This window comes from Marinobacterium aestuarii (assembly GCF_001651805.1).
GTDB classification, from domain to species: Bacteria; Pseudomonadota; Gammaproteobacteria; order Pseudomonadales; family Balneatricaceae; genus Marinobacterium_A; species Marinobacterium_A aestuarii.
On sequence record NZ_CP015839.1, the window covers coordinates 2,145,362 to 2,170,588 of the forward strand.

The window sequence follows — 25,227 nt, forward strand, 5'->3', positions numbered from 1 at the left end:
TTCCAGGCACCGATGCGGTGGTTTCAGTTGGGTGTCCGACGGAAACGTTGCTCTCATAGGCTGTCGCGTCTCAGGTGAGATTTCTCTTAATAGTCCCGTTAGCGATAAAAACGCACCTGCTTGGTGCGTTTTGTGTCTGTGCGGGTATTGTCACACTATTGCCTGTATCTTTAGTGCAGCATTTGCCTGCGCGCTGTTATATCGATAACGCTTGATGCTAGTTTGATGTGTCATAATGTCGCGGGCTTGCGACAATTTATATCTGATGAATACAATAGGGCTATATAACAAAAACAGCTAAACTTTGGTCAGCTTCTGATTAGGCCCAAAGCACACCTTTTCCAAGGTGTCACGCAAGCCGATACAGGCCATTTATTGATCAGAATCTCTTTAGTGATGCGGTATATCGAGAGGCCTGGCTTTGAGTGATTTATTGACGGTAAAGGATCTTCGTGTCTCATTCCGCCTGCCGGAAGGTGTGATCGAAGCGGTCAAGGGAGTGTCATTCAGCATTGCGCCTGGTGCATCCGTGGCGCTGGTCGGCGAGTCGGGGTCGGGCAAGTCGGTGATCAGCCAGGCAATCATGGGGCTGTTGCCCAAGGCTGGCGTCATCGATTCTGGCGAAATTCTGTTTCGCGATCCGGAAACCGGCCAAACGGTCGATATCGCAGCCTTGCACCGAGACAGTGCCCAGATGCGGGCGATTCGCGGTGGTTCCATTTCCATTATTTTTCCTGAACCCAGTACATCCTTGTCGGCGCTGCACACCATTGGCGATCAGATCAGTGAAGCCCTGCGGCTGCACCGCAGTGTCGGCAATGCCGAAGCACTTGAGCTGACCCGGGACATTCTGCACCTGGCTGGCTTTGCCGATGCCCGTCGTGCCCTCAAAACCTATCCGTTCGAATTGTCAGGTGGTCTGCGCCAGCGCGCCATGATCGCCATGGCGCTGGTGTGTCATCCGGCATTGCTGATTGCCGATGAGCCGACCACTGCACTGGATGTCACCATTCAGGCACAGATTCTCAAACAGATCCGTGATCTGCAGCAGGAGCTCAAGATGGCACTGCTGCTGATCACCCATGATCTGGGCGTGGTTGCCAATATGGCCGAGGAGGTCGTGGTGGTGTATCACGGCGAGCTGATGGAGGCCGGTACCCTGGATCATATATTCCGCCAACCGTCGCATCCGTACCTGCAGGCGCTGCTCAAGGCGGTGCCGCGCTTTGGCATGCGTCCGGACGAGCGTCTGGTGCCGATTCGTGAAATCCGCCCCAATACTGACAATCTGCACACCCCCAAACATCCGTTACCTGCCACCGCGGACCTGGACAAGCCCATTCTGAGCGTGCGCAATATTCGCAAGCAGTTCCGCATTCGCTCGGCCTCCGCCGGGTCCGAGTCCACTATCCTGGCGGTGGATAATGTCAGCTTTGATATTAAGCGTGGCGAGTGTCTCGGGCTGGTGGGGGAGAGCGGCTGTGGCAAGACAACGCTGAGCAAGATTCTGATGCGGGCGCTGGATCCGGACCAGGGCAGTGTCAGTTTCTACGACGGGCATCGGGATCTGGACCTGTCATCCCTCAAGGGGAAGGCACTGCTGGATTTTCGCCAGCGCATGCAGTTCGTGTTTCAGGACCCGTTCTCGTCGCTCAATCCGCGCATGACGATTCTCGACATTATTACCGAGCCCCTGATTATCCACGGCATTGGTACCCACCAGGAACGCCAGTCACTGGCGCGGGAGCTGATGGAGCTGGTTGGGCTGGATGTGCGCTACCTGCAGCGCTACCCCCACAGCTTTTCCGGTGGGCAGCGTCAGCGTATCGGTATCGCCCGCGCCCTGGCGCTGAGTCCCGACCTGGTAATCTGTGATGAGCCCGTTTCGGCGCTGGATGTCTCGGTGCAGGCGCAGATATTGAATCTGCTTAAGGATCTGCAGGCGCAGCTCGGCCTGACCTACCTCTTTGTCAGCCATAACCTCGCAGTAGTGGACTATATTGCAGATCGCATTGCGGTAATGTGCCGCGGGCAGCTGGTGGAAATTGCCCCCAAGGCACAGCTATTTAGTCGCCCGCTGCATCCTTATACCCAAACCCTGCTCAGCGCGGTGCCTGATCCCAATCCGGATCACCTGCTAGACTTCGAGCGACTGATGCTTGACCGTGCATCCTGTCCGGAAGACTGGCCCATGCCGTTCACACATCATCCGGATGCCCCTGCATCCCTGATTGAATTTGAAAAAGGCCACTTTGTCCGCGTTGTGGCCGGTACGCGCCCCGAGGAGCTGGTAGCATGAAATTTTTTGACTGGTGTTGTGGTCTGGCTCTGCTATCGCTGCTGGGGGGTAGCCTAGGCGTCATGGCGGCCGACTATTCCCAGGCGCCCTCGCTGGATGCACGAGTGGCCAGCGGTGAGTTGCCGGCGGTTGAGGCACGTTTGCCCCAGGTGCCATTGAAAATGGACTTTGCCGCCAACGGTCAGCAGCTGGGCCAGTATGGCGGCACGCTGTCGATGCTTATGGGCAAGGAAAAGGACACCCGCCGCATGACCGTGTATGGCTATGCGCGTCTGGTGCGTTATGACGAAAATCTGAATCTGGTGCCGGATATCGTTGAGTCCGTGGATGTTGAGCAGGATCGCGTATTCACCTTTCATCTGCGGCCGGGCCACCGCTGGTCTGATGGCGCTCCCTTTACCTCGGACGACTTCCGGTATTGGTGGCAGGATGTTGCCAACAACGATCAGCTCTACCCGGTGGGGCCGCCGGCCGAGTTGATGATCAACGGCAAGTTCCCCGAGGTCAGCTTTCCGGATGCCGTTACGGTGCGCTATGCCTGGAAGGATCCCAATCCGGAGTTTCTGGCCCATCTGGCATCCGCCACACCGCTGTACCTCTATGCGCCGGCGCACTACCTGAAGCAGTTTCACATCAAGTACACCGAAGCCTACAAGCTTGCCGAGCGGGTGCTGGACGAAGGCAAGCGTGACTGGGCCGCGCTTCACACGGCCCTGGGCAGGCTCTACCGGGCCGATAACCCCGATCTGCCAGTACTGCAGCCCTGGCATCAGACCACGGCGAGCCCCAGCAGTCGCTATCTGTTTGAGCGCAATCCCTTCTTTCACCGCGTGGACCCGGAAGGTCGACAGCTGCCCTACATTGATACCGTCATAATGGGGATTACCGAATCCAAGCTGATATCGGCCAAGGCCGCCACCGGGGAGACCGATCTGCAGGCGCAGTATCTGCGCTTCAACGATTTCACGCTGCTAAAACGCAATGAAAAGGACTACAAATACCGGGTCACGCTCTGGCCTATTGCCAAGGGCGCGCATCAGGCGCTCTATCCCAACCTGAACCACAACGATCCCGTCTGGCGTGCGCTGTTTCGCGATGTGCGTTTTCGCCGCGCGATATCCATGGGTATAGACCGGCATGAAATCAATCAGGTGATCTATTACGGCATGGCGGTTGAAGGGCAGAACACGCTGCTGGAGCGCTCGCCGCTGTACAAACCGGAATACCGTACCAGCTGGACTCAGTTCGATATCAAGCAGGCCAACCAATTGCTGGATGACATCGGCCTGACCGAGAAAGACATTGGCGGCACGCGCAAGCTGCCGGATGGACGTCTGCTTGAGATCATTGTGGAGACTTTTGATGGCACCAGTGAGCAGGCCGACGTGCTGCAGCTGATTGCCGACAAGTGGCGCCAGCTCGGCATCAAGCTGCATATCAAACCTTCCAACCTCGACAACGTGCGCCGCCGTGTCTATGCCGGTGAAACCCTGATGACAATTTCATCCGGGCTTGAAAACGGTATCGCCACGGCGGCCAACTCGCCCCAGGAGCTGGCGCCGGTGCAGCAGGATTACTACCAGTGGCCCAAGTTTGGCCAGTTCAGGGAAACCCATGGCGTGGCGGGGCTTGCACCTGATTTTCCTGAAGCCCAGCAGTTGATGAGTCTGCTGGATGACTGGTACCGGGCGGATTCTACCGAGCAGCGCCGTGACATCTGGCAGCAGATGCTGCAGATCAATGCCGACAACCTGTTCAGTATCGGTATTCTGGCGGGGGTCATGCAGCCTGTTACCATTAACAGTCGTCTGCACAATGTGCCGGACAAGGGTATCTGGAACTGGGATCCCGGTGCTCACTTCGGTCTCTATTCACCTGATACTTTCTGGTTCGAACAGGGTGCGGCGCACTGATGATGCTGAGATATGTCTTTCGCCGAGTGCTGATGATGATTCCGACACTGATCGTGATCAGTGTGCTGGTGTTTACCATCATCCAGCTGCCCCCGGGCGACTATCTGACCACCATGGTCAACGAGCTGCAGGCCCAGGGCGAAAACGTCAATCAGGAGCGGGTAGCCTACCTGCGCGAACAGTACGGTCTTGATCGCTCCGGTGTTGAGCAGTATTTCCACTGGGTCTGGGGCATGCTGCACGGCGATATGGGTCATTCCTTCGAGCATGACAAACCGGTCAACGAGGTGGTCGGGGATCGGATGTATCTGACCATGCTGGTGGCCTTCGTGACGACGCTGTTCGTCTATGTAATGTCCTTCCCCATTGGTGTCTATTCCGCCGTACGCCAGTACAGCATTGGCGATTTTACGCTGTCATTTATCGGTTTTATTGGTCTTGCGACCCCCAATTTCCTGCTCGCGCTGGTGCTTATGTACATGGCGAAGGCCTATTTTGGCACCGATATCGGCGGCCTGATGGATGCCCAGTACATTGACCAGCCCTGGACCACGGACAAGGTCATGTCGGTGCTGGCGCATCTCTGGGTGCCGGTGCTGGTAATAGGCACCTCAGGCACCGCTGGCATGATCCGGCGCCTGCGGGCCAACCTGCTGGATGAGCTGCACAAGCAATATGTGGTGACCGCCAAGGCCAAGGGCCTGGGGCCGATCAAGGTGCTGGTCAAGTATCCGCTGCGCATGGCGCTGAATCCCTTTATCGCCGATATCGGTAACCTGCTGCCTGAAATGATCTCAGGTGCGGTTATCGTCTCGGTGGTGCTGGGGCTCGAAACCACAGGGCCCATGCTGCTCAAGGCGCTGCAGTCGCAGGATATGTATCTGGCGGGCAGCTTCCTGATGTTTATTTCGTTGCTGACGGTTTTCGGCACCCTGATTTCGGACCTGGCGCTGGCGGTACTTGATCCGCGTATTCGCCTCGACGGGGGGCGCAATCGATGAGCCGCGAACCGCTGGAGCATTACGTTAGCCCCGCACCTTTTAATCCCTATACTGCGCTGGAACTGACGCCGGAGCAGGAACGCTACTACATGGCGTCGCAGTGGCGCCTGGTGTGGTGGAAACTCAAGCGCCATCGCCTGGCGGTGATCAGCGGCAGCTTCCTGGCGCTGATGTACTTGATCGTGATCTTTGCCGAAGCCGTAGCGCCTTATCAGCTTGAGGCGCGCCACGTCGATTATCTGTTCGCACCGCCGCAGGAAGTACACCTTTTCGACGAGGGCGAGTTTCGCGGGCCCTTTGTCTACGGCATAGACGTAACCCTGGATATGGAGCGCCTGCAGTGGGTCTATGAGGAAGACCGCAGCCAGGTGAATCCGATTCGCTTTTTCTGCGTCGGCAATGACTATCCGGGCGCCGGTTACGAATTTTGGGGGTTGTTTGACGGTAGCTTTCATCTGGTGTGTCCGTCGCCGGACGCCCCCATGTTCCTGCTGGGCACGGATCGCATGGGGCGGGACATGCTGTCGCGCATTGTCTATGGCGCGCGAATCTCCCTGACACTGGGGCTGATCGGCATCACCATCAGCTTTTTCCTGGGTATCACCATTGGCGGTGTGGCGGGCTACTATGGCGGGGTCGTGGACAACATCGTCCAGCGTACCATTGAGGTGATCCGTTCCTTCCCGATGCTGCCGCTGTTGATGGCGCTGTCAGCGATACTGCCGGTCACCTGGCCGCCAACGCTCATATTCCTTGGCATTACGGTCTTGCTGGCGTTGCTCGACTGGCCGGGCCTTGCACGAGCCGTGCGCTCCAAGCTGCTGGCGCTGCGAGAAGAGGACTTCTGTGTGGCGGCACAGCTGATGGGGGCCAAGCCCGGGCGAGTCATCATGAAACATCTGATGCCCAGCTTTCTGAGTCATCTGATCGCCTCGGCCACGCTCTCCATTCCCACCATGATTCTGGGCGAAACAGCACTGAGCTTTCTGGGGCTAGGATTGCGTCCGCCGGTGACCAGTTGGGGCGTGCTGCTGAACGAGGCGCAGAACATCAATTACGTGGTGCTCTATCCCTGGCTGCTGTACCCGGTCATCCCGGTGATTATGGTGGTGCTGGCGTTCCAGTTCCTGGGGGATGGTCTGCTGGACGCCGCCGACCCCTACAAGCACTGATCGGTTACAGCTTTGCGTTATAGCCGAGGTTGGTGGCGCCCGCTTCATGGCTTCAGCCAGGCTTTGATCTGCGCAATGCGCTCCGGCGAGTCCCATTCGTGGCCGCCGGTTACGGTTTCCAGCAGCGTGCCCTCTCGATCATACAGGTAGCTCATCGGCAGTCCGGGAATGCCCAGTTCCTGAAAGGCGCTGCCCGACTCATCCAGCAGTATCTCAAAGGCCAGCGGTGTATCCAGCTGCTGCCTGAAGTTGGCTATCGCCTCGGGACTTTCACCGACGTTCACCGCGACCACCGCCAGATCAGTGCTGTCGAAGTGCTGTTGTAACCGTGTCATGGAAGGCATTTCGCGGATGCAGGGTGGGCACCAGGTGGCCCAGAAATTCAGCAGCAGCAGCTTGCCGTGGTATTGCTCCAGTGGCGCAGGGTTGCGCTGCAGATCGGCAAAGCTCAGTTCGTATACCGATTCGGCCGCGCTGGCGGGCGTCAGGCTGCTAATGGCAATTTCAGCGGCAAGGGCGAGGCCCAGCAGGATCGACTTCATGGCAACATCCTCTGTGTCCGGTGGGGCCAGCTTAGCAGGCCAGCCACGCGGCGTCACCGTCGCTGCCTGGCTGGTCAGGCGGGGTCGAAATATGGCATAACAGGGGCCCGCAAACAGTGCATAGGATATGACATGAAACTGGCATTTCTGGGATTGGGTACCATGGGGTACCCCATGGCAGGCCATCTGCAAAAAGCTGACCACGACGTCTGTGTGTATAACCGCACCCGGGCCAAGGCGCAGCAGTGGGTCGAAGAGTACGGTGGCACCCTGGCCGATACCCCGGCCCAGGCCGCGGCCGGTGCCGATATCGTTTTTAGCTGTGTGGGCAATGATGCTGACCTGCGCCAGGTGGTTGTGGGGGAGCAGGGCGCGTTTTGCGGCATGAAAGCCGGCGCCTTGCTGGTGGATCACACCACGGCATCGGCGGATGTTGCCCGTGAACTGGATCTGGCGGCGCAGGCACAGGGTTTTCACTTTATTGATGCGCCCGTGTCCGGCGGTCAGGCCGGAGCCCAGAATGGCCAGCTCAGCATCATGTGCGGTGGGGCTGCTGATGCCTTCGCCCAGGTGGAGGCGGTGATGGCGGCCTATGGCAAGTCGATTCGCCTGCTCGGTGCTGCCGGTAGCGGACAGCTGGCCAAGATGGTCAATCAGATCTGCGTTGCAGGTGCCGTGCAGGGACTGGCGGAGGCGGTGCACTTTGCCAAGCGCTCGGGGCTGGACGGGCGTGCGGTGTTTGACGTCATTCGTCATGGCGCCGCGGGATCCTGGCAGATGGATAACCGCCATGAAGCCATGCTCGACGGCGAGTTCGACTTTGGCTTTGCGGTCGACTGGATGCGCAAGGATCTGGGCATTACCCTCGACGAGGCGCGCAACAACGGCGCCCGCTTGCCGTTAACCGCCTTGCTGGATCAGTTTTACGGCGATGTTCAGGCGATGGGGGGCGGGCGCTGGGACACCTGTAGCCTGGTGAAACGTCTGGAGCAGGATTAAGGTGCCGTTGGCGCTGGACTTATCCGGCGCTTTCCTTATAATTCGCGCCAGATTTGTACAAAAAACAGACTATTATGAGGTTTAGCTCCATGACCCTGATCGACAAATACAGCCTGGTTTCCTTTGCTCCTAGCGTTCTGATCATTGCGGGCTGCGTGGCTTTTGTTGTTGTAGGTATCAATTTCCTGCGCAAGAACATCGCTCGAGATGAGGCTGCGGCCATGGCTGGCAACGCCCAGACCAAGTAAGAGCTGCCATCTGTTGTTGCCCGGCCTGGGTTCTGCAGGTTGGGCAAGCTCCCCGAGCTGCCTGTATTTTCTGCTGTCTGATTCTCCGCATTCCACTTTCTGTTCTGTTCTGTTCTATTTCAGCGCCCTGTGTCTGACTGCCCCAAAGCAGTACCAGGCGGTTGCCGGCTTTGTCTTTTTAGCGTTTTAGCGTCTGTGCAGAAGTGCACCTGATTGTCCGGCGAAGTACCGAACGCGTTTTTGCGTCCTGCATGGCAGTGTATGCACGCGACGTGGCGACGCTGTTGTGGTGCGCTCTAACAGATAGCAGGCAGCTGTTGCGTAAAGACAGGGGCGAAAGGGCGGGGCTCTATAACGCCGCAATTGCGGAGTAGAGCGCTGGCCCGAAAGGAATTTCGGGCCAGCGCTGCTTAAGGATCGTATCTCAGGCCTTACCCCAGGGCGGCGCCTGGGATATGAGCCGGGATATGCGTTTAGCGCTTGGGCAGGACATCCTTGAGCTGGGCGTGCATCTTGAGAATGCTCTTTTCGGTGGTGTCCCAATCGATGCAGGCATCGGTCACGGACACGCCGTACTTGAGCTCACTCAGATTCGCCGGAATGGACTGGCTGCCCCAGCCCAGGTTCGACTCGATCATCAGGCCGACGAGAGACTTGTTGCCCTCCAGAATCTGATTGGCGACGTTCTCGGCCACCAGGGGCTGCAGGGCCGGGTCCTTGTTGGAGTTGGCGTGGCTGCAGTCCACCATGATGTTGCGGGCCAGGCTGTTTTTTTCCAGAGCCTGTTCGCACAGGGTCACGTTGACCGAGTCATAGTTGGGCTTGCCGTTGCCGCCGCGCAGCACTACGTGGCCGTACTGGTTGCCCTTGGTGCGAATGATGGAGACTTCACCGCTGGGGTTGATGCCCAGGAAATTGTGCGGGTGGCTGACGGACTGCAGGGCGTTGATAGCGACGGCCAGGCCGCCATCGGTGCCGTTCTTGAAGCCCACGGCACAGGAGAGGCCCGAAGACATTTCGCGGTGTGTCTGGGATTCGGTGGTACGGGCGCCAATGGCGGACCAGGCAATCAGATCCTGCATGTACTGCGGCGAAATCGGGTCCAGAGCTTCGGTGGCCAGTGGCAGGCCCATTTCCGACAGATCCAGCAGCAGTTTGCGCGCAATGTGCAGGCCTTCCTCGATGTCGAAGGAGTCATCCATGTGCGGGTCGTTGATCAGGCCTTTCCAGCCCACGGTGGTGCGGGGCTTTTCAAAATAGACGCGCATGACCAGATAGAGACTGTCCTTGACCTGCTCGGCCAGTGCCTTGAGGCGCTGGCCATACTCGATGGCCGCGACCGGATCGTGGATGGAGCAGGGGCCGATAACAACAAAGAGGCGATGATCCTTTTTGTCGAGGATGTCACGGATGACCTTGCGGCCTTCCATTACGGTTTCGGCCGCGGCATCGCTGATCGGCAGCTTCTGTTTCAGTGCATCGGGTGTGATGAGCACTGAGTGGGAGTCAATATTCAGGTCTTCTACGCGGATATCAGTCATGCCCTTTCCCTGCAGCAGTGGTGTGCTGCTTCTTTATTACATCTTAGCGAATCTTTTTAACACATAAGTCAGGCGGTTATAAGCCCAAACAGGCCCCTGTTCCGGGCCGGTGATACAATAGTGCTCAGCGCTAAGCTGTTGATAGCGAACTCATAGGCGTCTGCGTGGTCTATTGGCTGCCATTTCGATCAATCTGTGGAAACTGGAATCCCGTGCACTGTTATTTCTCTGTATTAGTACGTCGCTGTCTTGGGTTCATGCTGCTATTGCCGCTTGCCTTTGCGGCACAGGCGGGTCTGTTTGACAAAAATCCCTTTGCTGCGGCTGATGGTCCCCTGCAGGTCGATGAAGCTTTCAGGCTGGACGTTGAGCCCCTGGGGGATGGTCGGGTCAAGCTGCTCTGGACCATAGCGCAGGACTACTATCTGTACCGCGATCGCATGGCATTCAGCAGTACCACGCAGCGCTCTGAGGTGGTGCAGCGTATTAATGCGCCGGCACTGGAGAAAAACGATCCGCTGTTTGGCAAGGTGTGGGTCTATCACGAGTTTGCCGAGGTCGATTTGCAGCTGGCAAGCCTGACCGGTGCTGGCACCGACGATACCCTGGCGGTGACCTATCAGGGCTGCTGGGAGGGGGGGATCTGTTATCCGCCCGTGACCCAGGATATAGAGGTGGCGGCGATCGCCGTACTGGCTGCTGATAGCAGCGCCAATGCCGAAGTCGATGCAACTACAGCAACTGCAGCTGTACCGTCTGTCACCCAGGCCGTTGCTGCCCCTGCGACAAGGAGTTATGCAACGAGCGCTGTCACAACTACGGCCGCTCTGGATGGGCCCGTCAGCGAGCAGGACCGGTTTGCCAACCTGCTGCGAAACGCCAGTCTCACGGTTACGCTGGGGGCCTTCTTCCTTGCCGGACTGGCGCTGGCGTTCACGCCCTGCGTCTTTCCGATGATTCCCATTATTTCCAGCATCATTGCCGGCCATGGTGCGCGCATGACCACGGGGCGCGCCTTCAGTCTGTCGCTGGTGTACGTACTGGCGGTTGCCGCCACCTATACCCTGGCGGGGGTGCTGGCGGGTCTGTTTGGCGCCAATATTCAGGCGGGCTTCCAGAATCCCTGGATCGTATCCATCTTTGCCGGCATCTTCGTGCTGCTGGCGCTGTCGATGTTCGGCTTTTACGAACTGCAGCTGCCGGCCAGCTGGCAGAGTCGGCTGACCCGGGCGAGCAGCCGTGGCAAGCCCGGCAGTCTGCGCGGTGTCGCGTTCATGGGACTGCTGTCGGCGCTGATTGTCGGTCCCTGCATGGCGGCGCCCCTGGCCGGTGCCCTGATCTATATCGGCCAGACCGGTGACCCGGTGCTCGGCGGCCTCGGGCTCTTCTCCCTCAGTCTTGGCATGGGCGTTCCGCTGCTGCTGATTGGTGCTTCGGCGGGCAAGCTGCTGCCCCGTGCCGGAGCCTGGATGGTGTCGGTCAAGGCAGGTTTTGGTGTGCTGTTGCTGCTGATGGCCATCTGGATGCTGGACCGCATCATTGCCGATCAGCTAACCATGGCACTGACGGCGATTGTGCTGGTGGTCTCGGCGGTCTACATGAATGCACTGGATCGTTTGCCCGATGTGAATGGCGGCTGGCACCGCCTCTGGAAGGGCGTCGGGCTGGTGTTACTGGTGTACGGTGTAGCACTGATGGTGGGGCTCTTTGCTGGCAGTCGCAGCCTGGTGTATCCGTTGCAGGGACTGTCTGGTGGCCAGTCCGTTGCGGCCCAGGCACTGCCGTTTCAGAAGGTCACGTCCATGGCGCAACTGGAGCCCTTGCTGGAACAGGCACGGCGCAATGGCCAGCCGGTCATGCTGGATTTCTTTGCCGAGTGGTGCGTGTCCTGCTATGAGTTGGAGTATGTGACCTTCAATGACGATGGCGTGCGCCAGGCGCTGTCCGGCTATCAGCTGATCAAGGTGGATGTGACGGCCAATGACGAAGCGGCCAAGGTGCTGAATCGGGAGTATGGCGTTATAGGTCCGCCGGCATTGCTGTTCTATGGCGCCGATGGCACCTTGCTGCCGCAGCTGACGGTGGTGGGTGTGATGGCGGCCGATGACTTTGTGCGCCATGTCGCCCGTGTGCCAGGCTAGTCTATGCAGTAAAGCTCAAACGTAAAACGCGCACCTGGGGGGCGCGTTTTAGTATCTGCTGCAGTGATTTAGAACAGACTTTTAGCGTCGCGATTTAGCGCAAGTAATTTAGCGCAAGTAATCTAGCGCAAGTAAGTGCGGCTGATATGGCGAAAGCTGTCGGTGCCGGCCTTGCGCATCCATTCGAACGCCACCATTTCCCGACTCACTATATGGACGCCCAGCTGGCGCATGCGTTCGATGGCAAACGCCTTGTCCTGTGGGTTGCGCGATGCAATGCAGTCGGCAACCACAAAGACGTCGCGACCCTGCAGGCGCAGTTCGATGGCGCTTTGCAGTACGCAGACATGGGCTTCAATACCGATCACCACCACCTGTTCGCGCGCAACAGCGTTGATCCCGGCGTCGCAGGCCGGCTCCGACATGCAGGAAAAATGGGTTTTCTCCAGCATGGCCTCGCTGGGGATCAGCTCGCCCAGATGCGGGTGTGTATGGCCAATGCCCTGGGGATATTGCTCGGTGCCCAGTACCGGTACCTTGAGCTGAGCGGCGATCTCCAGCAGCCAGCGACAGTTGTCCAGCAGTTGCTGCGGTGCTTCAACCGCGGGCAGCAGTTTTTCCTGGACGTCTATTACCAGCAGCAGCGACTTGTCGGGATGGATCAGCATGGCGGTTGTCCTCAGGGCTTCTTGTCGACCATCACCACGGCTTCGCCCTGGGTGACACGTTTGCCCGCGACAAAACACTCGGTGCTGAGGGTGACACGGCCGCGGCGCAAATTGATATCGGTGACGGTGACGCGGGTTTCGACTTCGTCGCCGAGGTAAATTGGCAAGCGGAACTTCAGGCTCTGATCCAGGTAGATTGCACCTGGGCCCGGCAAGTGTGTGCCCAGCACGGCGGATATCAGTCCTGCGCTGAACATGCCGTGGGCGATGCGGCTCTTGAACGGGGTGTTTGCGGCGAATTCTTCATCCAGATGAACCGGATTGGTATCGCCGGTGATTTCGGCAAAGAGGCGGATATCCTGATCGCTGACGGTCTTGAAGACCGATTCGCTCTGGCCTATTTCCAGATCTTCCAAAAAGAGGCCGTGGGCCTGGCTCATGCTGTTTCTCCGTCGATAAATTCTGTGCGAGGTGGCGGGGTGGATGAAACCTGTCAGTCTTCGTGCATTGCCTGCATGGATTCCTGCGCCCACTGCAGGCTGGCGCGGTAGGCCCAGTCGTATGCGGCGCTGTTGAAGTCTACCGGCAGGCGGTCCCAGTCACCGTTTTCATAGTTGATTACATTTTTCAGTACGTCGCCGATGGGGCCTTCGCCGCCGCGGATGGCGGTTTTGACGTCATCTCCGAGCGGTACCTGGGCCAGCATGGATTCCTGCTGGATATCCAGCATGGCGTGCAGGCCCGACATCATGCCGGCCATAAAGTAGCTGGTGGGCGAGGGCAGGTTTTGGGTAATGGCCACCAGTTCACACATGCGCCCGCGAATCAGCAGCACCCGGGAGAGTTCTTCGGGCTTGTCCTTGTTGGCGGACATGGAAATCAGCGTGGCCCACTTTTTTACCTGCTCCAGACCCAACAGTACCACCGCCTGGGCGACGGACTCCACCTTGCGTACCAGGGCGTAGGCGGCGGAGTTGACGATGCGCAGCAGCTTGAAGGTCAGTACCGGGTCGCGAATGATCAGGGCTTCGAGCTTGGACGGCGTGGTGGCAGGCTTTTGCAGTTCCTGTATCAGTTGTAGCAGGGTGAACTGCTGGGCGCTGACGCGGCGCTCCTGCACCAGCTTGGGTTTGCTGAGAAAACCGCCCTGATAAAGCTTGAAGCCCATGTCGATGCAGCGCTCGAGCTGCTCGAAACTGTCGATGCCCTCGCCGAGAAAGGCCACCTTGAAAGGCGCCATCAGGCTCATTTGCTGATCCAGCTGATCTTCGCCGAACAGGCGCACGTCCAGCTTGACGATCTGGGCGGCCCGCAGCAGGTTGTCGTGTTTGGGGCTGTAGTTAAAATTGCACAGCGCCAGACGATAGCCGTCTTTTACCAGTTTAAGCGCCGCGCGCTCATAATCCTGATCCGGTTCAGTGCCGGGCTGCAGCTCGATAACCACCTGCTTGCTGGGCAAGTCGGGAAAATAACCGGACAGCAGCAGTTCGCGGCTGACCGGTACGAAGGCAGGTACCCGCCGCACGGAGCCTGCATCGGAAATGCTGGTATAGATGTTGAGGATGATTTCGCCGTTGGGGGCAGATCCTTCGAGTCGTGTAGCGCCGGTGCCTTCATCATCGGGCCGGTACAGCAACTCATAGGCCACGACCTTTTGATGCTGATCGAAGATCGGCTGACGGGCTACAAGCAGACACTGGTCATCAGGAGTTCTGTCCATTTTCCCGCCATTCTCCCTGTTCTCGAGTTACAACCCAGAAGTGTATACGCAAATAGGCGTTTACCGATAGGGTTGATAGGGCCACGGGAGTATCGCTTTGGCGCCACAAGGCTATAATAGGCGGCCTTCGAACAGGGCAGGGTAAAGATGAGCATTAATTGGTTTCCAGGGCACATGCACAAGGCACGCAAAGAGATCGCCAAGACCATGGACGAGATCGATGTGGTGATCGAGGTGCTGGATGCCCGCCTGCCCCAATCGAGCGAGAATCCGCTGGTGGATTCACTGCGCAAGGGCAAACCTGTTATCAAGTTGCTGAACAAGTCCGATCTTGCCGACCCGGACGTGACGGCCCAGTGGCTGGAGTTCTTCAATGCCATGGACGGGGTGCAGGCGCTGGCGCTGGATACCGAGAACCGCAAGCTGATCAAGCGCCTGCCGGAGCTGTGCAAGCAGCTGGTACCGTCCCGCGTGGCCCAGGGGCGGCCGGTACGGGCCATGATCATGGGGATTCCGAACGTCGGCAAGTCCACCCTGATCAACGCACTGCTGGGCAAGCGCATTGCCAAGGTCGGCAATACACCGGCGGTAACGCGTCACCAGCAGCGTTTCATGATGCAGGGCATGGCGTTGTCGGACACACCGGGTATCCTCTGGCCGAAAATAGCCGATCGGGATTCCGGTTACCGTCTGGCCGCCAGTGGTGCCATCCGTGATACCGCCATTGAGCTGGAAGATATAGCGCTGTTTACCGCCGGCTTTATGCTGGTGTCGTACCCGCAGCGGCTGATGGAGCGATACCGCCTGACGACTCTGGCCGACATTGGCGATGAGTTGCTCGACCAGATAGGGCGCAAGCGAGGATGTCTCAGGCCGGGCGGCATCGTCGATCGGCACAAGGCATCTGAAATACTGTTAATGGAATTACGTAGCGGCAAACTCGGACGAGTCAGTTTCGAGACCGTCGCTGAATGGGATGAGAAACGACGCCAGGCCGCTTTGGAAGAAGCCGAACGGTTGGCGGCGCTAGACGAGCAACAGCAGGATCCAACATGACACGTTTAAAGAAGAAACGCTCCGATGCCAACCGTATCGAGTGGGGCGACAGTGCGCCAAGGCGCAGTGAAAAGCTGGCTGATCCCGGCAGTTACGAAAGCCGCAAGCGCAAGTCGCTGGACAAGCGCAAGCAGCAGAAGTCCGTGTACGAAAAACAGCTTGAAAAGGAAGAGCTCGAAGCGCGTTTGCGTGCGCAGCAGCAACCGCGCGGTGGCCGTCTGGCGGAAAAAATCCGCCGGCTGAACCGTGAAAAGAGCGCGGCTGAAGTGCCGCAAGCGGATGCCGCTGCAGAGGCTGCCGTAGACACTGCAGCAGAGTCAGTCGCCGATACCGCTGCAGAGTCCGCAGAGCAGACGGTGCCGGGCACAAAAGACTGACGCCCAGTCGGCACCTGTTCCAGGGTGCCGTTTCGTCAGGCTGCCTGTGCGCAGGTCTCGGTTGGCGTTCACCTCGGTGGACTGCCGCCGGTTTTTCCGCACGACTGCATGGATGCAGGAGCTAGGGCTGGGATGCCCGAGCCGAGTCGATTAGCGTTAAGTCCGACAGGCTGCTAGCTTTAGGTCATTGCGACAAGCGGAGACCAGCAGTATGTCCCACTCACCGATTCACCGCGCCGGCAACGGGCCGGTAAAGGTCGAACTCACCCAGGGTGAGACCTATACCTGGTGTGCCTGCGGGCGCTCCGCAAGCCAGCCCTGGTGTGACGGCTCCCATCAGGGCACCGGTATCGATCCGGTGGTATTTGTGGCTGAGCGCACGGGCGGGGTCTGGCTCTGTCTGTGCAAGCAAACCGGCACCCCGCCGCTCTGTGATTCCAGTCACAAAAAACCTTCCCCCTGACACTGTTTATACGCCATAGCCTTGCTGGGAGGCCTGCGCTTAACGAATGCTCTGACGCCACCTGGGTGCGGTTGTGGTAGGTACTTTGTGCTAGCATACGCGCCTTTCCAATACAGCCAGGTAAGCTCCTTGCATTCCCAGGATTTCTCCCGCGATGTCATCATCATCGGTGCCGGCGCCGCAGGTCTCATGTGTGCCGCCACGGCCGGTTACCGGGGCCGTTCGGTACTGCTGCTCGAGCACAGCAACAAGATCGGCCGCAAGATACTCATGTCCGGCGGCGGGCGCTGCAACTTCACCAATCTGCATAACAGTCCGGCCAATTACCTGTCGGCCAATGCGCATTTCTGCAAATCGGCGCTGAGCCGTTATCCGGCGTCGCGCTTTATCGAGCTGGTGGAGCGCCACGGTATTGATTACCACGAAAAGACGCTAGGGCAGTTATTCTGTGATGTTTCCAGCAAGGAAATACTGCAGCTGCTGCTGACTGAGTGTGACTGGGCCGGGGTGGATGTGCGTACCGATAGCTCGATCTATCGCATCGACAAGGTCGCCGATGGTTACCGCGTCAAGACCTCCGCTGGCATCTGGCAATGCCAGTCGCTAGTGATTGCCACCGGCGGCCTGTCGATACCCAATGGCGGTGCTACTCCCTTTGCCTATGAAACGGCGAAGCAGTTTGGCCTCAGTGTCTTGCCGCTGCAGGCCGCGCTGGTGCCCTTTACGCTGCAACCCAAGGATCTGGAAGTATTCAAGCCGCTGTCCGGCGTGTCGCACCGCATTCGTGCCCGTATTGGCGAGACCGCCTTTGTGGAAAATCTGCTGTTTACCCACCGTGGCCTCAGTGGTCCGGCGATATTGCAGATCTCGTCTTACTGGGATCCGGGCGCCGAGGTGGAGATTGATCTTTTCCCGGAACTTGACCTGCTGCAATGGCTGGGTGAGCAGCGGGAGAGTCGGTCCAAAGCGGATATTCGCACCTTGCTCTGCCAGCAGATGCACAAGCGGGTGGTGCAGACCTTCTGTGATCTCTGGTCCTTCGAGGGCCCCATCAACCGCTTCGATGGTCCGCAGCTGGCCGCCGTGGCCGAGGCCTTTCATCGCTGGGTCATCAAGCCCGCCGGCACCGAAGGTTATCGCACGGCGGAAGTGACCCGCGGCGGCATCGACACTGACGAGGTTTCATCCAAGACCTTCGAGGCGAAAAAGGCCCCAGGGCTGTACTTTGTCGGCGAGTGCCTGGATGTCACCGGTCATCTGGGTGGCCACAACTTTCAGTTTGCCTGGGCCTGCGGCGATGCCGCCGGGCAGTATGTCTGAACAGCACCGCCCTCAACCTGTGGTCTTATGGGGTCAGATAGGGTGCCAGCAGCTCCGATGACAGCGGTGGCGTCAGGACTGAAGCTGCAGCGCCACGCCACCATGACGATGTAGTTCAGATATAAAAAAGGCCCCTGATGGGGCCTTTTGGTCTTGTGGATACCGGAGTTTAGCGCGGTTCGCTCATCAGTCCCTTGACGATGGCCACACAGGCTAGCAGAAGCACAATGGTGAACGGGAAGCCGGTTGAGACCGACATGGCCTGCAAGGCGCCCAGGCCGCCACCGAGCAGCAGGGCGATGGCCACCAGGCCTTCAAACACGCACCAGAATATCCGTTGCGGAGTGGGCGCATCTATCTTGCCGCCGGCGGTAATGGTGTCAATCACCAGGGAACCGGAGTCCGATGAGGTGACGAAGAACACGATCACCAGCACTATCCCCAAGAAGGAGGTGATCTCGGTCAGCGGCAGTTCCGCCAGCATGGAGAATAGCTGCAGTTCCAGCGGCGCACTGGCGACAGCCTGGACACCATCATTGACCAGCTGGCTGATGGCGGTGCCACCGAATGCAGTCATCCAGAACACGCACACAAGGGAGGGGATCAGCAGCACGCAGGTGATGAATTCGCGCACGGTACGGCCACGGGACACACGGGCGATAAACATGCCGACAAAAGGCGACCAGGAAATCCACCAGGCCCAGTAGAAGGCGGTCCAGCCCTGGCTGAAGTTGGCGTCGGTACGCCCAACGGGGTTGGACAGCGCCGGCAGGTTCTGCACATAGGCCACCAGGTTATGGAAGAAGCCGCTGAGGATGGCGACGGTCGGGCCAACGATGACCACGAAGAGCAACAGCAGCACCGCCAGTACCATGTTGATTTCAGACAGCCGCTTGACGCCGGCATCAAGCCCGGCCACCACCGACAATAACGCAATGCCGGTGATGCCGATGATCAGAAATACCTTGGTGGTCTCCGTGGCCGGCAATCCGAACAGGAACTCGAGCCCGGCACTGGCCTGCTCGGCACCGAAACCCAGTGAGGTTGCCAGGCCGAAGAGGGTGGCGAACACCGCCAGAATATCGATGATATGGCCGGTCCAGCCCCAGATGCGCTCGCCGAAAATCGGGTAGAAGATCGAACGCATGGTCAGCGGCAGGCCCTTGTTGTAGGAAAACAATGCCAGTGCCAGCGCGACTATGGCGTAGATCGCCCAGGGATGTAGCGCCCAGTGGAAGATGGTGGCAGCCATGCCTAAGCGCCTGGCAGCTTCAGAATCACCCGCAGCACCGGCCAGAGGTGCCCAGCTGTCGGGTGAACCTGCGTTGTCGGCAACGGAGGATGCATAGTGCGACAGGGGCTCCGACACGCCGTAGAACATCAGACCGATGCCCATGCCAGCGGCGAACAGCATGGCAAACCAGCCGCTGTAGGAATAATCCGGTGTGGCATCGGTACCACCCAGGCGCACGCGGCCCAGGGGTGATACCACCAGGACCAGACAGAGCAACACAAAGACGTTGGCCGAGGCAATAAAGAACCAGTCGAAGGTGGAGGTCAGCCAGACGCGCATGGCATTGAACATAGGCCCGGCACTGTCCTGAAAGGCGAGGGTCAGAAAAACAAAGGCGACGATGCTCAGGCCAGAGATCAGAAAGACCGGGTTGTGCACATCAAGATTGAAGGGCCCTATCTGGGTATTGATATTGTCCTGACCAATCTCATAGTCGGTCTCAATCAGATTGGAATCCCCATCGGGGGTTATATCGGCAGGTTCAGTCATGTGTCTCCCTTGTAGACTGATGATTTATTCGTTTCTTGGGTTTAACTCAGCGCACAACGAGCACAGACACCTTGGAAAAAGACGCGAAGTAACCGGCGTTGGATGCAAACACATGTTCCAGCAGGCCGGGCACATGGGATGCCATGATCACCAGATCGGCGCCTGTCTCGCTGGCGGCGCGCATCAGGGTGTCGTCCAGATCCGCAGTGGGATCATGGCTGGTGTAGGTGGCACTGCTGACGTTGGGCAGTTGATGTTTGGCGGCCTGGGTCTGGCTGAACTGCTCCATCTTGGCGGCAAACTCTTCAGGCGTATGGGCAACGCTGCTAGGCGCACTGGCGGTAACGCCGACATAGCAGACAGAGGCGTGGTAGAGCCTGGCCAGATCGGCAGCACTTTGCAGTGCTTTTTGAAGTTGCTCGGCATGGGCCAGATCCACCGGCACCATTATGTGACTGTACATGCGGTTTTCTCCCTTTGGGTGGCAGGTGACACTTTTCGAGAGTGAGTTACACAGACAATTATTGCAGATGCTTGAACAATAAGGGGAGTTTTTCTAAAAACAGTGGGTAGGGGGCGGATTCGGCCAGCGTTTTGCGGCCTTGAATGCAGAAAAGCCGGCGCAGGCCGACTTTTTATCAAGATTGCCGGCGGCCATGGGGCCGCGGCCACTCGGCGTGGTTCAAATGTGGGGGACGGCGCCGCCCAGGTTGCGGCGATTCTGAAAACGCTTGCGCAGTGTCAGTGCCAGTACGGAGGACGACAGCAGGAAGGTCACCAGGTTGGCCAGAAACATCGGCAGATCCTGCAAAATAATGCCGTAGACCAGCCACATGGCAACGCCGAAGGTCAGGATCGAGTACATGGCCACGGAAATGCCGTCGACATTGCCGCTTTTCAGAATTTGCAGTACCTGCGGCACGAAGGCGGCGGTGGTGCAAACGGCGGCAATCATGCCGATCAATGTTGTGTTATCCATGGGAAAGCCCTCGGCGTCATGTCCAATAGCACAGCTGTGTCACGTCTGGCGTAACCACTGTCATCAATATTAAGGGGTAAGTTGGCTATGGTGTCGTGATCTGTATGGCTGCGAGCGCAGAAGGTGAGTCACGGTTGCATATAGGCGGCATTCTAGGAAGCAAAGCGCCGGTGATCAAGTGATATAAGTGATGCACATTGATTATATTTATTCAGTGGTTACCAAACCGGCGAAGTGGGATCAAAACGACTGATCGAGAAGGGCTTTTTGGCCGTCAGGCTGTCGTGCTTGCGGCTTTTGGGTTACCTTGCTTTGCAGCAGGTTATGGCAGCGAGCAATGGAGTTCGAAATATGGAGTTTGTAATACAGGACTGGCACTGGCTGGCCTTTGGCATGTTGCTGGTGATGGCGGAGGTATTTATCCCCAGTTTCACCATCTTCTGGTTTGGTCTTGGCGCCGTGATAGTGGCAGCCATTCTCTGGCTGGTTCCGGACTTTGCGTTCAGCTGGCAGCTGGTGGTCTGGGCCCTGTCGTCGAGTCTGTTCGCAGTGCTCTGGTTCCGCTTTTTCAAGCCGCTGATGGTGGATCGTACCAAGGCGGGCATTGCTCGCGAGGCGATCAGTGGTGAAAGCGGCCAGGTGATCAAGGTGCCGCAGCCCGGCGGGCGCGGTGTGGTGCGCTTTACGACGCCGCTGCTGGGGGATGATGAATGGGATTTCATCTGCGACAGAGAGGTGGCTCTGGGAGACCGGGTGCACGTCAAGGATGTGTCGGGTAATACCCTGATTGTGGAAAAACGTTAAGTCTTAAGGTCTGAAGGAGTAGTGCTTATGTTTATTGATGGAATCGTATTGGCCGGGATTTTTCTGGTGCTGGTTATTGTTACCGTGGCATTGGGGGTTAAAACAGTCCCCCAGGGCAGCAAGTCCGTGGTGCAGCGTTTGGGCAAATACCACAAGACACTGGGGCCTGGCCTCAATATCATTTTTCCCTATATAGATGCCGTGGCCTACAAGGTGACCACCAAGGATATAGTGCTGGATATTCCGTCGCAGGAAGTGATTACGCGGGATAACGCCGTGATCATTGCCAATGCCGTGGCCTACATCAATATCGTCTCGCCGGAAAAGGCAGTCTACGGTGTGGAAGATTACCGCTTTGCCATCCAGAATCTTGTGCAGACCTCGTTGCGTTCGATCATCGGGGAAATGGATCTGGATGATGCCTTGTCTAACCGCGATTCCATCAAGGCCAAGCTCAAGGGTGCCATCTCCGACGATATCGCCGACTGGGGCATCACCCTCAAGACCGTTGAAATTCAGGACATCAATCCGTCAGATACCATGCAGCATGCGATGGAAGAGCAGGCCGCTGCGGAACGTGGCCGTCGCGCGACTGTGACCCGGGCCGGCGGTGAAAAGGCGGCGGCCATTCTTGAAGCCGAAGGCCGCCTCGAAGCGTCCCGTCGCGATGCCGAGGCTCAGGTGGTACTGGCCCAGGCGAGCCAGACCGCCATCGAGAAGGTTACCGCGGCGATTCAGGGTAACGAACTGCCGGTGATGTACCTGCTGGGCGAGCGCTATATCGATGCGATGAAAGACCTGGCCAGCTCTGACAATGCCAAGACCATTATTTTGCCAGGGGATATCCCGGCGGCGGTGCGTGGCATCATGGGTGGCTTTAGCAAATAAACACGGCTAATTGAACGGCGAGGCGCGAAGCAGGATGGGGTTCAGTATCGAGCAGCTGCAGGCCTTTGTGGCCACGGCCCAGGAGGGGTCGTTCTCGGCGGCGGCGCGGCATCTGCGCAAGGCGCAGTCGGTGGTCAGCGTGGCGGTGAACCACCTGGAGATCGACTGCGGTGTGGCACTGTTCGATCGCAGTGCTCGCAGCCCGGTTCTTACCCCGCAGGGACAGGCGTTGCTGGCGGACGCCGAGGCCATTCTGCACCGCTGTAACGAGATGCGCAGCAGTGCAGCGGCCCTGAGTCAGGGGCTTGAGTCTCGCCTGACACTGGCGGTCGATGCGGCCATTCCGCTGGAATCTCTGGTGCAGACGCTCAAGGGGTTCGAACAGAGATTCCCCCATCTGGAGCTGGAGTTGTTGAACCCAACCAGCAGCGATGTCGCTGAGCTGGTCAGCAGCGGCCGGGTCGATCTGGGGGTGATGTTCGAGCAGGAATTTTATCCCCGCGACTTTCATTTCAAGGGTATTGGTCATGTGGACGTCATAGCCCTGGCCGGCCCCTCCCATCCATTGGCGGTGCTGGACAGCGTGCGTCTGGCGGATCTGGAGCAGTACCGCCAGCTCATGGCGACCACAAGGTCGATGCACTTCAGCCGCCAGCCCGAACTTAGGGGTGGGCGCAACTGGCGGGTGGAAAGCCAGTACGGCATTCTGGCGCTGGTGCGAGAAGGCTTTGGCTGGGCCTATCTGCCACGCCATTTCGTGCAAAATGCGCTGGACCGGCAGGAGGTCAGGCAGCTGCCGCTGGCGTTTCAGCAGGTGGATATCCAGACCGGGGTGGATCTGATCTGGAGCCGTGATCGGGCACCGGGTCAGGCCTTTCGCTGGCTGATCGATTCCCTCACCAGTGCGGGCGCCAGCACCCCGAGCCGTTAAGCCACTGGAATATCATTACCCGGATGCACCAGGGCACCGAGGCCCGCCGCATTCAGCGCCTGCAGCAGCATGGCTCTAATGCTGGTGGCCTGTTCCTGCGCCAGTGCCAGGCGGAGCAGTTCCTGGCCCTGCTGGCGGCTGAAGGAGCGGATTACCCATTTGATGCGCGGCAGATCCCCCGAGCTCAGGCTCAGACTTTCAACCCCCAGCCCCAGTAACAGCAGTGCGACGGCGGGATCCCCCGCGGCTTCTCCGCAGACACAGACCGGCTTGCCATGCAGCCTGGCGGCATCTGTTACCTGAATCAGCGCCCGTATGACCGCAGGATGCAGCGCATCAAACCAGCGCGCTACGCGTTCGTTGTTGCGATCCACCGCCAGCAGGTACTGGGTCAGGTCATTGGTGCCGATACAGAGAAATTCCACCCGCCGGGCCAGTTCCTCGGCCTGGTAGACGGCGGCGGGTACCTCGATCATGACACCCAGCGGTGGTAGCACTATATGGTCCTGCTGGTTCTGTAACTCATGGCAGGCGCCGTTGATCAGTACTATGGCTTCATCCAGATCCTCGACACGGCTGATCATCGGCAGCAGCAAACGCAGGTTGCCCAGGCCAGCGTTGGCCTTGAGCATGGCGCGAATCTGCGTGAGGAATATATCGGGGTTGTCCAGCGAGATACGAATGCCACGCCAGCCCAGGTAAGGATTGGCTTCCTGTACCGGGAAATAGGTCAGCGCCTTGTCGCCGCCGATATCCAGGGTGCGCAGTGTCACCGGGCGGGGGTGGAAGGCCTCCAGCACCTGGCGGTAGAGCAGGTACTGTTCGTCTTCGGTGGGGAAGCTGTCGCGCACCATAAAGGGAAACTCGGTGCGATAGAGCCCGATGCCCTCGGATCCCCGGGACAGCGAATGGCTCAGGTCCGATAGCAGCCCTGCGTTGGTATAGAGCGGCAGGCGCACGCCATCCAGGGTTTCGGCGGGCAGATCCCGCAGGCTCTGCAGCTCCTGTGACAGCTTTTTCTCCTGGCGCTGCACGCGTCTGCAGTCCTTCTGCAGGGATTCGCCGGGGTTCAGGTAGAGTCGCCCCTGGTAGCCGTCCACGATCAGGCGTGTGCCATCGAGTTTGCCGAGCTCGACGTCACCGGTGATGCCCATGATGGCGGGTACTCCCATGGAGCGGGCCAGGATCGCCAGGTGCGAGAGGCTAGAGCCGTGTCCTGATACTACGCCGGCCAGCCGTTCGGTCGGCACGGCGGCAAGATCCACCGGGCTCAGATTCTCGCCAATAAGAATGGTGTGGGGCGGGTAGTCTGTTTCGCAGGAAGCGTCACTGGGCAGCAGTCTGGCCAGCAGGCGGTGGCCTATATCACGGATATCGTGGGCCCGCTCGCGCAGGTAGGGGTCGTCCATGGCTTCAAACAGCCGCACATGCTCCAGAATGCTTTCACGCAGCGCCCCGGGTGCCCAGTTACCCTGGCGAATGCGATGTACAGTGGCGTCGAACAGCTCCTGGCTGCGGGCAATCAGCGCATAGGCGCGAAACAGCGCCCGGTCTTCTGCGCTGAGACCCGGCTCCAGGCGTTCGGCCAGCAGCTCGAAATCCGCCGCCACGCCATCGACGGCTGCCTGCAACGCCGCAACTTCGGCCTCGCTGTCCTCAGCCGTGCGGTCCGGTACCTGATCGAGGTCCAGCGTTGAAAACACCAGCACGCCGGTACCCATGGCGATGCCTGGCGCGCCGGCACCGCCTTCGTACTGGCTTGGACTGTTGCTCTGGACCTGGGTGCTGCCCTGCAACGCATTCTGGCTGAGGGAGAGCGCAATGCTGCCGGCCAGCTGTGTCGCCAGAGTCGAGAGAAACGCCTGCTCGGATTTTTTGAAGCGGTTCTGTGCACACTGCTGTGCAACCAGCACGCCCAGCAGTTGCTGGCGGTGAATAATAGGTACACCGAGGAAACCGTGGTAAGCCTCCTCATCGGTACCTTGCAGCTGGCAGTAACGTGGATGAGCCGGTGCGTTGCGCACATTCACCGCTTCCTGCCGTTCGGCGACCCAGCCCACGAGGCCGGTGCTGTGACGTAAGTGCAGCTTGCCTGCGCCCTGGGCGTTCAGCCCTTCGCTGGCCATGAGCACATAGTGGCTGTGGGCCTGGTCGCTCAGGTACACCGAGCAGGCATCGGTGTGCAGGGTATTGCGCACGCCGGCGACAATGGCCTGCAACGCCGATTCCAGTGATTCCGCCTGGCTGACCTGCTGGATGATCTGGTGCAGTTCGGTCAGTTTCTTCACTGAACTGGCGCTTTTGCGTGGGGTCGTCTGGGGGGGCGGGGGCTTTTTTTCTGAGTGATGGCTGGCATCTGCACCAGCATCGAGGGCGTTTCGC

Annotated in this window: 23 protein-coding genes; 14 read left to right on the forward strand and 9 right to left on the reverse strand. The window is 58.9% G+C overall.

The window, feature by feature from the left end; translation table 11 throughout:
* Nucleotides 1–421 precede the first annotated feature (421 nt).
* Genes A8C75_RS09460 through A8C75_RS09475 form a run of 4 tightly spaced genes read left to right on the forward strand, consistent with a single transcriptional unit; the run spans nt 422 to nt 6,385 of the window.
* Nucleotides 422–2,299, forward strand: coding sequence for an ABC transporter ATP-binding protein (locus A8C75_RS09460; protein ID WP_067381212.1), 1,878 nt, complete (start codon nt 422–424; stop codon nt 2,297–2,299).
* Entirely contained in the window at nt 2,296–4,212 is a 1,917-nt protein-coding gene (locus A8C75_RS09465; RefSeq protein ID WP_067381215.1) for an ABC transporter substrate-binding protein, read from the forward strand. Before A8C75_RS09460 ends, A8C75_RS09465 begins: the two co-directional genes overlap by 4 nt.
* Nucleotides 4,212–5,213 carry an ABC transporter permease gene (locus A8C75_RS09470; RefSeq protein WP_227819874.1) on the forward strand — a complete coding sequence of 334 codons (1,002 nt, stop codon included), beginning with the start codon at nt 4,212–4,214 and terminating at the stop codon, nt 5,211–5,213. The genes A8C75_RS09465 and A8C75_RS09470 overlap by 1 nt, the downstream gene beginning before the upstream one ends.
* The gene (locus tag A8C75_RS09475; RefSeq protein WP_067381217.1) at nt 5,210–6,385 is read left to right on the forward strand and encodes an ABC transporter permease; all 1,176 of its coding nucleotides are present in this window, start codon (nt 5,210–5,212) and stop codon (nt 6,383–6,385) included. Before A8C75_RS09470 ends, A8C75_RS09475 begins: the two co-directional genes overlap by 4 nt.
* Nucleotides 6,386–6,429: 44 nt before the next feature.
* On the opposite strand, the gene A8C75_RS09480 is transcribed toward A8C75_RS09475, so the two are convergent.
* Nucleotides 6,430–6,927, reverse strand: coding sequence for a TlpA disulfide reductase family protein (locus A8C75_RS09480; protein ID WP_067381220.1), 498 nt, complete (start codon nt 6,925–6,927; stop codon nt 6,430–6,432).
* Between the two features lie 132 nt (nt 6,928–7,059).
* On the opposite strand from A8C75_RS09480, the gene A8C75_RS09485 reads away from it, so the two are divergent.
* Entirely contained in the window at nt 7,060–7,926 is an 867-nt protein-coding gene (locus tag A8C75_RS09485) for an NAD(P)-dependent oxidoreductase (RefSeq protein WP_067381223.1), read from the forward strand.
* 89 nt (nt 7,927–8,015) lie between these two features.
* Entirely contained in the window at nt 8,016–8,174 is a 159-nt protein-coding gene (locus A8C75_RS23780) for a hypothetical protein (protein ID WP_169822845.1), read from the forward strand.
* A 473-nt stretch (nt 8,175–8,647) separates the two neighbouring features.
* Here the strand turns inward: A8C75_RS23780 and A8C75_RS09490 are convergent, their stop codons facing one another.
* On the reverse strand, nt 8,648–9,715 hold the full coding sequence (locus A8C75_RS09490; protein WP_067381226.1) for a 3-deoxy-7-phosphoheptulonate synthase: 1,068 nt from the start codon (nt 9,713–9,715) through the stop codon (nt 8,648–8,650).
* A gap of 212 nt (nt 9,716–9,927) precedes the next feature.
* Here A8C75_RS09490 and dsbD point away from each other — a divergent pair, with 212 nt between their 5' ends.
* Nucleotides 9,928–11,856 carry a protein-disulfide reductase DsbD gene (gene dsbD / locus A8C75_RS09495; protein ID WP_257737042.1) on the forward strand — a complete coding sequence of 643 codons (1,929 nt, stop codon included), beginning with the start codon at nt 9,928–9,930 and terminating at the stop codon, nt 11,854–11,856.
* Between the two features lie 122 nt (nt 11,857–11,978).
* Here the strand turns inward: dsbD and A8C75_RS09500 are convergent, their stop codons facing one another.
* The 3 genes from A8C75_RS09500 to A8C75_RS09510 are packed head-to-tail and all read right to left on the reverse strand — an operon-like array spanning nt 11,979 to nt 14,244.
* A complete protein-coding gene (locus A8C75_RS09500) occupies nt 11,979–12,524 on the reverse strand; it encodes a hydrolase (protein ID WP_067381231.1) in 546 nt (181 codons plus the stop codon).
* Between the two features lie 11 nt (nt 12,525–12,535).
* Nucleotides 12,536–12,964 carry a MaoC family dehydratase gene (locus A8C75_RS09505; protein WP_067381233.1) on the reverse strand — a complete coding sequence of 143 codons (429 nt, stop codon included), beginning with the start codon at nt 12,962–12,964 and terminating at the stop codon, nt 12,536–12,538.
* 53 nt (nt 12,965–13,017) lie between these two features.
* Entirely contained in the window at nt 13,018–14,244 is a 1,227-nt protein-coding gene (locus A8C75_RS09510; RefSeq protein WP_067381236.1) for an EAL and HDOD domain-containing protein, read from the reverse strand.
* 147 nt (nt 14,245–14,391) lie between these two features.
* On the opposite strand from A8C75_RS09510, the gene ylqF reads away from it, so the two are divergent.
* The 4 genes from ylqF to A8C75_RS09530 all read left to right on the forward strand — a co-directional run bounded on the left by ylqF (nt 14,392) and on the right by A8C75_RS09530 (nt 17,460).
* Nucleotides 14,392–15,300 (forward strand): ribosome biogenesis GTPase YlqF, encoded by a 909-nt coding sequence (gene ylqF, locus A8C75_RS09515; protein ID WP_067381240.1) that lies wholly within the window; start codon nt 14,392–14,394, stop codon nt 15,298–15,300.
* A complete protein-coding gene (locus A8C75_RS09520) occupies nt 15,297–15,677 on the forward strand; it encodes a hypothetical protein (RefSeq protein ID WP_067381243.1) in 381 nt (126 codons plus the stop codon). The genes ylqF and A8C75_RS09520 overlap by 4 nt, the downstream gene beginning before the upstream one ends.
* A gap of 211 nt (nt 15,678–15,888) precedes the next feature.
* Nucleotides 15,889–16,140: a CDGSH iron-sulfur domain-containing protein gene (locus A8C75_RS09525; protein WP_067381245.1), complete on the forward strand. Its 252-nt coding sequence runs from the start codon at nt 15,889–15,891 to the stop codon at nt 16,138–16,140.
* A 189-nt stretch (nt 16,141–16,329) separates the two neighbouring features.
* A complete protein-coding gene (locus tag A8C75_RS09530) occupies nt 16,330–17,460 on the forward strand; it encodes a BaiN/RdsA family NAD(P)/FAD-dependent oxidoreductase (protein WP_067387147.1) in 1,131 nt (376 codons plus the stop codon).
* A gap of 169 nt (nt 17,461–17,629) precedes the next feature.
* Here A8C75_RS09530 and A8C75_RS09535 read toward each other — a convergent pair whose 3' ends face one another.
* From A8C75_RS09535 to A8C75_RS09545, 3 genes are all read right to left on the reverse strand, one after another.
* Nucleotides 17,630–19,243: a BCCT family transporter gene (locus A8C75_RS09535; RefSeq protein WP_067381248.1), complete on the reverse strand. Its 1,614-nt coding sequence runs from the start codon at nt 19,241–19,243 to the stop codon at nt 17,630–17,632.
* 46 nt (nt 19,244–19,289) lie between these two features.
* On the reverse strand, nt 19,290–19,706 hold the full coding sequence (locus A8C75_RS09540; protein WP_067381251.1) for a universal stress protein: 417 nt from the start codon (nt 19,704–19,706) through the stop codon (nt 19,290–19,292).
* A 219-nt stretch (nt 19,707–19,925) separates the two neighbouring features.
* Nucleotides 19,926–20,222 carry a SemiSWEET transporter gene (locus A8C75_RS09545; RefSeq protein WP_067381254.1) on the reverse strand — a complete coding sequence of 99 codons (297 nt, stop codon included), beginning with the start codon at nt 20,220–20,222 and terminating at the stop codon, nt 19,926–19,928.
* 351 nt (nt 20,223–20,573) lie between these two features.
* On the opposite strand from A8C75_RS09545, the gene A8C75_RS09550 reads away from it, so the two are divergent.
* The 3 genes from A8C75_RS09550 to A8C75_RS09560 are packed head-to-tail and all read left to right on the forward strand — an operon-like array spanning nt 20,574 to nt 22,845.
* On the forward strand, nt 20,574–21,026 hold the full coding sequence (locus A8C75_RS09550; protein ID WP_067381257.1) for an NfeD family protein: 453 nt from the start codon (nt 20,574–20,576) through the stop codon (nt 21,024–21,026).
* Nucleotides 21,027–21,053: 27 nt separating this feature from the next.
* A complete protein-coding gene (locus tag A8C75_RS09555) occupies nt 21,054–21,914 on the forward strand; it encodes an SPFH domain-containing protein (protein ID WP_193788192.1) in 861 nt (286 codons plus the stop codon).
* Nucleotides 21,915–21,948: 34 nt separating this feature from the next.
* Complete coding sequence (locus A8C75_RS09560; RefSeq protein WP_067381260.1) at nt 21,949–22,845, forward strand: LysR family transcriptional regulator; 897 nt, start codon at nt 21,949–21,951, stop codon at nt 22,843–22,845.
* Here the strand turns inward: A8C75_RS09560 and ptsP are convergent.
* Nucleotides 22,842–25,133 carry a phosphoenolpyruvate--protein phosphotransferase gene (gene ptsP, locus A8C75_RS09565; RefSeq protein ID WP_067387150.1) on the reverse strand — a complete coding sequence of 764 codons (2,292 nt, stop codon included), beginning with the start codon at nt 25,131–25,133 and terminating at the stop codon, nt 22,842–22,844. The genes A8C75_RS09560 and ptsP overlap by 4 nt on opposite strands.
* Between the last annotated feature and the right edge of the window lie 94 nt (nt 25,134–25,227).